This window comes from Streptococcus sp. HMSC073D05, from assembly GCF_001812015.1.
In the GTDB taxonomy this organism is placed as follows: Bacteria; Bacillota; Bacilli; order Lactobacillales; family Streptococcaceae; genus Streptococcus; species Streptococcus parasanguinis_D.
In genome coordinates this window covers 1-7060 of the sequence record NZ_KV807482.1, presented here as the reverse complement: position 1 = coordinate 7060, position 7060 = coordinate 1, and the positions used below count along the sequence as shown (strand labels likewise).

The window sequence follows — 7060 nt, the reverse complement described above, 5'->3', positions numbered from 1 at the left end:
GGAGGTGGGACGACGAAATCGAATTCTAATGAATTACCGATTTCTGTCCCACTCTCTGAATGTACATTTACTTATTATGATTCTGAAGCCTGTTCTACTGGCTTGTGAGCAGCCTTGATAGATATCTTCCCATTGCTGGTCATGACTGCTTTGAGTTGTTTCTCACTTGGATGTTCCAGGTAATAATCGGTAATAGCATCCTCGATATGGTCTTGGATGGTACGACGGAGTGGGCGGGCCCCCATTTTTGGATCGTATCCCAGATCGACCAATTTTTCTTTGACCTTCTCTGTCACATCCAGATGAATCTCATTTTGTGCGAGACGTTGATTGACTTCATCGAGCATGAGGGTAACGATTTGAAGAAGGTTTTCTTTTGATAGAGGTTGGAATTCAATGATGCCATCAAAACGGTTCATGAATTCAGGGCTAAAGAAGTTACCGAGTTCTCCAAGTACAGAGTTGGTTCGACCTTCGCGAGCAGCTCCAAAACCAACATTGGCCTCAGCTTTGCCGGTTCCAGCATTAGAGGTCATGATGATAATGGTATCTTTAAAGCTGACGGTACGGCCTTGACCATCTGTCAAACGGCCATCATCCAAGACTTGCAAAAACATGTGCATGACGTCTGGATGGGCTTTTTCCACTTCATCCAACAACACGAGAGAGTATGGATTGCGACGGACCTTTTCCGTTAGTTGTCCAGCTTCATCGTAGCCAACATAGCCCGGAGGAGCTCCGACTAGTTTCGCTACGCTATGTTTTTCCATGTATTCGCTCATGTCAAAGCGGATCATATTGTCTGCAGAGCCAAAGAGCTCGATCGCCAATTGTTTAGACAACTCGGTCTTCCCGACACCGGTAGGTCCGACAAAGAGGAAGCTTCCGATCGGACGGTTAGGTGATCCTAGGCCAACACGATTGCGTCGAATGGCTTTCGCAATTTTATCAACAGCATCATCTTGACCGATCACATGGGCTTTCAAATCAGAAGCCAGATTGATCAATTGAGATTGTTCTTTTTCTTTCAAATCACCAACAGGAATATTGGTCTTTTGTTCAACGATGTGTTCAATCGTTTTTTCGCTGATGACAGGGGTCTCCTGATCAGTGACATGTTGACCTTGCATTTCCTTGTATTTCGCGATTTGGTCACGGAAGTAGGCTGCTTTTTCAAAGTCTTCTTCGCGGGTTGCTTGAGCTTTGAGGTTTTCCGCTTCAATCAAGCGCTGGTCGATCACTTTTGGATCCACAAAGTTTAGGGTCAGGTTCATCTTAGACCCCGCTTCATCCAACAAATCAATGGCCTTGTCTGGCAGGAAGCGATCTTGGATGTAGCGGTTTGACAGAATAGCTGCCGCTTCGATGGCCCCGTCTGTATAGTGGACGTGGTGGTAGTCTTCGTATTTTTTCTGGATGCCCTTGAGGATGGTGATGGTTTCTTCAACCGTTGGCTCATCGACCTTAACGGGCTGCATGCGACGTTCCAAGGCCGCATCTTTTTCAATAATACGGTATTCATTGAGGGTAGTAGCACCGACTAATTGGAGTTCTCCTCGCGCCAGGGCTGGTTTGAGGATGTTTCCAGCGTCCATATTGCCCTCACCAGCTGATCCTGCACCAACAATTTCATGGATTTCGTCGATGAACAGAATAACATCTTCGCGTTGACGAATTTCATCCATTAATTTTTGCATGCGTTCTTCGAATTGACCACGGATGCCTGTGCCCTGAACGAGGCTGACGACGTCTAGGCGGATGACTTCTTTTCCTTGCAATTTATGTGGAACGTCGCCATCGACGATTTTTTGAGCCAGGCCTTCCACAACAGCAGTCTTTCCGACCCCAGGTTCTCCAATCAGAACCGGATTGTTCTTGGTTCGACGGTTGAGAATTTCGATGACACGGATAATCTCCTCGTCACGGCCAATGACAGGGTCAATATCCCCTTTGCGGGCAATTTCTGTGACATTGATGCCGAACTCTTCTAACAGTCCTTTTGGCTTTTGAGGGCGTGCTTGACGAGGGTCTTGACCACCACCACGGTTATTGTTTTGGCCGTAGCCGCCACCTCCATAACTGCCTCCAGATTGAGTTGGAGGAGTTTGAGGTTCTTGCGGACTTTGGAAGTTTCCAAGGTTATTGAAGAAATCTTCAAAAGGATCTCCAGTGAGTTGGCTCCGTTGGGTCATGCCTTTCAAGAAGCTGTTATTTGGGTCTGTTTTCATAATTTTATAGCAATTTTGACAGAGGTCTACTTGCTGCTGACGTCCATTTACATTTGTATATAAATGGATGGTTGATTCATTTATTTTACAATTTTGACAAAGCATATACATACCTCACAGTAGGTTTTTGATGGTTTTCCATCAAGAGACGAGCCTATTTTTAAAAGGTCAAAAATAGTCAAAGTTTTATAGTTTCATTATATCAGTATTCTAGAAGTTTGCAAGAATTTGCTACGGAATGTCACTAAGGAGTGAAGAAGAGAGTAAATCAATGGAAAAATGTGAATTTTTATTGGAAGAGCTTTCTCTTTTATGATAAAATAGGAGAGTAGAAAGTAAAGAGGAGAAATAAAATGGAATCACATTTAGTACGGATTATTAACCGTTTGGAGACGATGACAAAAGACGGTGGAAACTTAAAACGTAATTTTGAACGTAACGGTGTTGTTGTCGCTGAAGTAGCCTACAACCACAATGAAGAAGAAGGTTCAACCTTTACACTTCGTGATGTCAAAGCGCGTGAAACCTATACATTTGATAGCATTGATTTAATTGCAATGGAAATTTATGAATTACTTTACTAAGTAGCTGAGTGGATGAGTTTGGGGTGGTCTCAAGCTCATTTTTTGTCCATCTGGTTATAGTTTTCGTCTATAGGAAATTCTAAATAGGAACAGTTAGGTTTGAGAGTTGAAATCTGCTATAATAGAGAGGACTATTTTCATTACTTGACTAGAAAGAGAATTGATATGACGACACTCATTGATGGGAAGGCGCTCGCTACAAAATTACAGGGTGAGATTGCGAATAAAACAGCACGATTAAAAGAAGAGACAGGAGTTGTGCCTGGACTCGTTGTGATTTTAGTAGGAGAGAATCCAGCTAGTCAGGTTTATGTCCGTAATAAAGAACGTTCTGCTATTGCGGCAGGCTTTCGGAGTGAAGTGAGACGACTTCCTGAAAGCATCAGCCAAGCTGAATTATTAGAAGTGATCGAACACTACAATCAAGATCCCCTTTGGCATGGGATTTTGGTGCAGTTGCCACTGCCTAAGCATATCGATGCGGATGCAGTCCTTTTAGCCATTGATCCGACAAAAGATGTGGATGGCTTTCATCCATTGAATATGGGACGCTTGTGGGCTGGAAATCCTCTCATGGTGCCTTCAACTCCCGCTGGGATCATGGAGATGTTCAAAGAGTACGGGATTGATCTAGAAGGGAAGCGAGCAGTCGTGATTGGTCGTTCCAATATCGTTGGAAAACCAATGGCACAGTTGCTCCTCGCCAAAAATGCGACGGTAACCTTGACCCATTCTCGGACCCATCATCTGCCTAAAATTGCTAGAAGAGCAGATATCTTGGTTGTTGCGATCGGTCGTGCGAAATTTGTAACAGCAGACTTCGTGAAAGAAGGTGCCGTTGTCATTGACGTCGGAATGAATCGCGATGAGAATGGCAAATTGTGTGGGGATGTCGATTTTGAATCCGTTGCCCCTTTGGCCAGTCATATTACTCCGGTACCAGGAGGGGTTGGTCCTATGACCGTCACCATGCTGATGGAGCAGACCTACGAAGCAGCTGTTCGTGCCTTAAAAAAATGAAAGTGTGAACAAGATGAAGTTTGTATTTGATTTAGATGGAACCCTGTCATTCGATGGTGTCACAATCGATGATGAAATCAAACAGGTCTTATTGAGAGCAGAAGAATTTGGCCATGAAGTTGCCTTTGCTTCTGCACGTTCTTACCGGGACTGCTTGGGCCTTTTAGGGGACCCATTGAGTCAACAACTCGTGATTGGTTTAAATGGTGGATTGGCCTATCGCCAGGGGCAATTGGTATATGAGGAACAATTGGACAAGGATGTGTATCGGGAAGTCCTTGGCTTTTGTCGCCATTACAATCTACCATTTTTTGTGGATGATACCTTTGATTATAGCGGACAGATTTTGGAAAAGATTCCTTTTGTTGCTAATGTAGATCCCCTCAAGAAAGCCCAGTATCGTTCGTTAGAGGAGCTGACAGATCCGATTAAGGTCGTGATCTATATGGGTGGCCATGAGGAGCTCGTGGATGAGATCATCGAGCGGATCGAAACGACAGATAAGGCCCATATCCGCTATCATGCGCATGAAAAATGCATCTATCTTAATCCAGGAGACACTCATAAAGCAACAACCGTAGAAGAACTCTGTGGAGAGAATTTCGTGGCTTTTGGCAATGATCAAAATGATATTGAGCTCTTTGAAAATGCTCTTTATGCAGTTCAAATTGGTGATTTTCCAGCCCTTCGGCCTTATGCGGATGATCAATTGGTAGCCAAACAAAATCAACCACAAGCTGTGGCTGCTAAGATCTTGCAAGTCTTCGCAGAATTCAGAGGAAAATAAAAGAAGGAGGGGGAGTCGTGGCTTCTCCTTTTTCGCTAGAAATGAGGAAGGTATGAAAACAATTCAAAAAGATGAGATTCAGCGTGTCATTGTGAAGCGAGAGGCAAGATCTTATAAGGGCGATTTTGGTCGCCTGCTCTTGGTTGGCGGGACTTACCCCTATGGGGGAGCTATTATTATGGCGGCGTTTGCTGCGGTTCATAGTGGTGCGGGGTTGGTCACTATCGCAACAGATCCTGATAATCTGACAGCCCTTCATAGCCATCTTCCTGAAGCTATGGGCTTTGATCTAGCCGATCACCAACTCCTTTGTGAGCAAATTCAAAAAGCCGGTGTGATTCTTGTCGGTCCAGGCTTAAAGGAAGCAAGAGAAAACCATGCAATCTTGAATATGATTTTTGAACAAGTCTCTAGCCAGCAGGTCTTGATCTTAGATGGAGGAGCTATTAGTCTTTTTGCAGCCTCTCAGTTTGACCTGCCAGAGGCTCAGTTGGTCTTTACCCCTCATCAAAAAGAATGGGAAAAACTGTCAGGGATTGATCTAGCAAGCCAGACTGAAGATAGAAGCCGAGAAGCGGTTCAAAGTTTTCCTAAAGGAACTGTCATTGTAGAAAAAGGGCCTCACACCCGCATTTGGACAAGTGGGCAAGAAGAGGGCTATCAGCTAGATGTTGGAGGCCCCTATCAAGCAACAGGTGGGATGGGGGATACCTTGGCAGGGATGATCGCAGGGTTTGCGGGTCAATTTCCACAGGTCAGTCTCTATGAGCGCGTGGTGGTTGCGACCTATCTCCATTCAGCCATTGCAGAAGACTTGAGCAAGGAGGCTTATGTGGTTCTACCGACGACCATCAGCCAAGAAATCCCCAAATGGATGAAGAAGTGGAGTGACAAAGATCAGGTTATCAGCATTGAAAATAGAAAATAGGTGAAAAAGATGAAGGAAAGCATTCGAAAAGTAAATCAGTATATCGATGAAAACAGGGAGAAGGTTGACCAGCAATATAGAGGAGCATTTCATTTGCTACCTCCAATCGGCTGGATGAACGATCCAAATGGTTTTGTTTACTTCCGTGGGGAATATCATTTGTTTTACCAATTCTATCCCTATGATAGTGTTTGGGGTCCCATGCATTGGGGGCATGCCAAATCAAAAGATCTTCTCCATTGGGAAGAATTGCCAGTAGCTTTAGCACCAAGTGAAAGCTATGATAAGGATGGCTGCTTCTCGGGTAGTGCTATTGTGAAAGATGACAAGCTCTATTTGCTGTATACGGGTCATGTAGACGATGAGGAAAAGCGCGAGGAGACTCAGTGTCTTGCGGTTTCGACAGATGGCATTACCTTTGAAAAGTTGCCTACTAATCCAGTGATCCATGCTCAACATATTGAGGGGATCGCAGATATTGCAGATTTTCGTGATCCTAAAGTATTTGAATATCAAGGAAGCTATTACGCTGTCGTTGCTTCTAAGACGCCAGATGACAGAGGTCAAATTCTTCTATTTGCATCAAGTAATCTAATAGATTGGACCTTTACATCACTCCTTCTAGAAGGTGAAAAAGGGCAAGGGATTATGTGGGAGTGTCCCGATTTCTTCCCTTTAGATGGCAAATGGGTCTTGATCCTGTCTCCCATTGAAATGGAAAGGCAGCAAGAAAAATACTGGAACATAAATTCGACGGTTGCCTTTATCGGTGACATGAATTGGGAAACAGGGCACTTTCATGTCGATTCCTATGATGAAATGGATGGCGGTTTGGATTTCTATGCCCCTCAAACTTGTCAAGGACCAAATGGTGAACGATACCTGGTTGCCTGGATGCAAATGTGGCACCGGTCTATCCCCAGTCATGATTTAGCTCATGGGTGGGCAGGTAGTATGACTCTTCCAAGAAAATTGTCTCTGAAAGACGGACGATTGGTTCAGGAGTTACCTGAGTCAGTGAAAGAACACTTTCTTGTAGAGCATGCGTCAGAAACCATTGTTCAGGGCAATCAGATCACGATCCCAGCGAGAGGGAAACAAACCTTGTTTGAACTTGATGCCAAACCGGGTTGCTCCTTTATCTTAGGTTATGGCGATGAAACTGATCCTGATAGTGTCTTGCGATTGATTTACGACGCCTCTCAAAAACGTTTTAGCTTCAGTCGAGACCAATTTGGGCACCCCATTTCTGGAAAAGAAAATCCAGCATTTCAATCGAGATGGATTCAGTTGGATGCTGAAAAAGATCATCATTTTTCGATCATTCGCGATACCAACTCCATCGAAGTATTCGTGGATGGCAAAACTCTCTCGATGACTTTTTATGAAACGAGTCAAAATCCCGTCTATACTCTCACGGCAGATGAAGGGGTCGATTGGGTCGTAAAAACCTATCAAAAATAGAAAATCAATAGCCTCCTAAATCATGACCACCCGTCAAACGGGTGGTTTG

General features: G+C 44.3%; 6 protein-coding genes. 5 read left to right on the top strand and 1 reads right to left on the bottom strand.

Annotated features, from left to right (window positions below; all coding sequences use genetic code 11):
* Positions 1-74 precede the first annotated feature (74 nt).
* Positions 75-2333, bottom strand: a complete 2259-nt coding sequence (locus HMPREF2832_RS00925) for an ATP-dependent Clp protease ATP-binding subunit (RefSeq protein ID WP_049497034.1) — start codon at positions 2331-2333, stop codon at positions 75-77.
* Positions 2334-2581: 248 nt separating this feature from the next.
* Here HMPREF2832_RS00925 and HMPREF2832_RS00920 point away from each other — a divergent pair, with 248 nt between their 5' ends.
* The 5 genes from HMPREF2832_RS00920 (at position 2582) to HMPREF2832_RS00900 (ending at position 7011) form a co-directional block, all read left to right on the top strand.
* The gene (locus HMPREF2832_RS00920) at positions 2582-2812 is read left to right on the top strand and encodes a DUF1797 family protein (protein ID WP_049497037.1); all 231 of its coding nucleotides are present in this window, start codon (positions 2582-2584) and stop codon (positions 2810-2812) included.
* 165 nt (positions 2813-2977) lie between these two features.
* On the top strand, positions 2978-3832 hold the full coding sequence (locus tag HMPREF2832_RS00915; protein WP_049497040.1) for a bifunctional methylenetetrahydrofolate dehydrogenase/methenyltetrahydrofolate cyclohydrolase: 855 nt from the start codon (positions 2978-2980) through the stop codon (positions 3830-3832).
* Positions 3833-3845: 13 nt separating this feature from the next.
* Positions 3846-4619, top strand: a complete 774-nt coding sequence (locus HMPREF2832_RS00910; protein ID WP_049497041.1) for an HAD-IIB family hydrolase — start codon at positions 3846-3848, stop codon at positions 4617-4619.
* A gap of 52 nt (positions 4620-4671) precedes the next feature.
* Complete coding sequence (locus HMPREF2832_RS00905) at positions 4672-5547, top strand: NAD(P)H-hydrate dehydratase (RefSeq protein ID WP_049497044.1); 876 nt, start codon at positions 4672-4674, stop codon at positions 5545-5547.
* Positions 5548-5556: 9 nt separating this feature from the next.
* A complete protein-coding gene (locus tag HMPREF2832_RS00900; protein ID WP_049497046.1) occupies positions 5557-7011 on the top strand; it encodes a glycoside hydrolase family 32 protein in 1455 nt (484 codons plus the stop codon).
* The last annotated feature ends 49 nt before the right edge of the window (positions 7012-7060 follow it).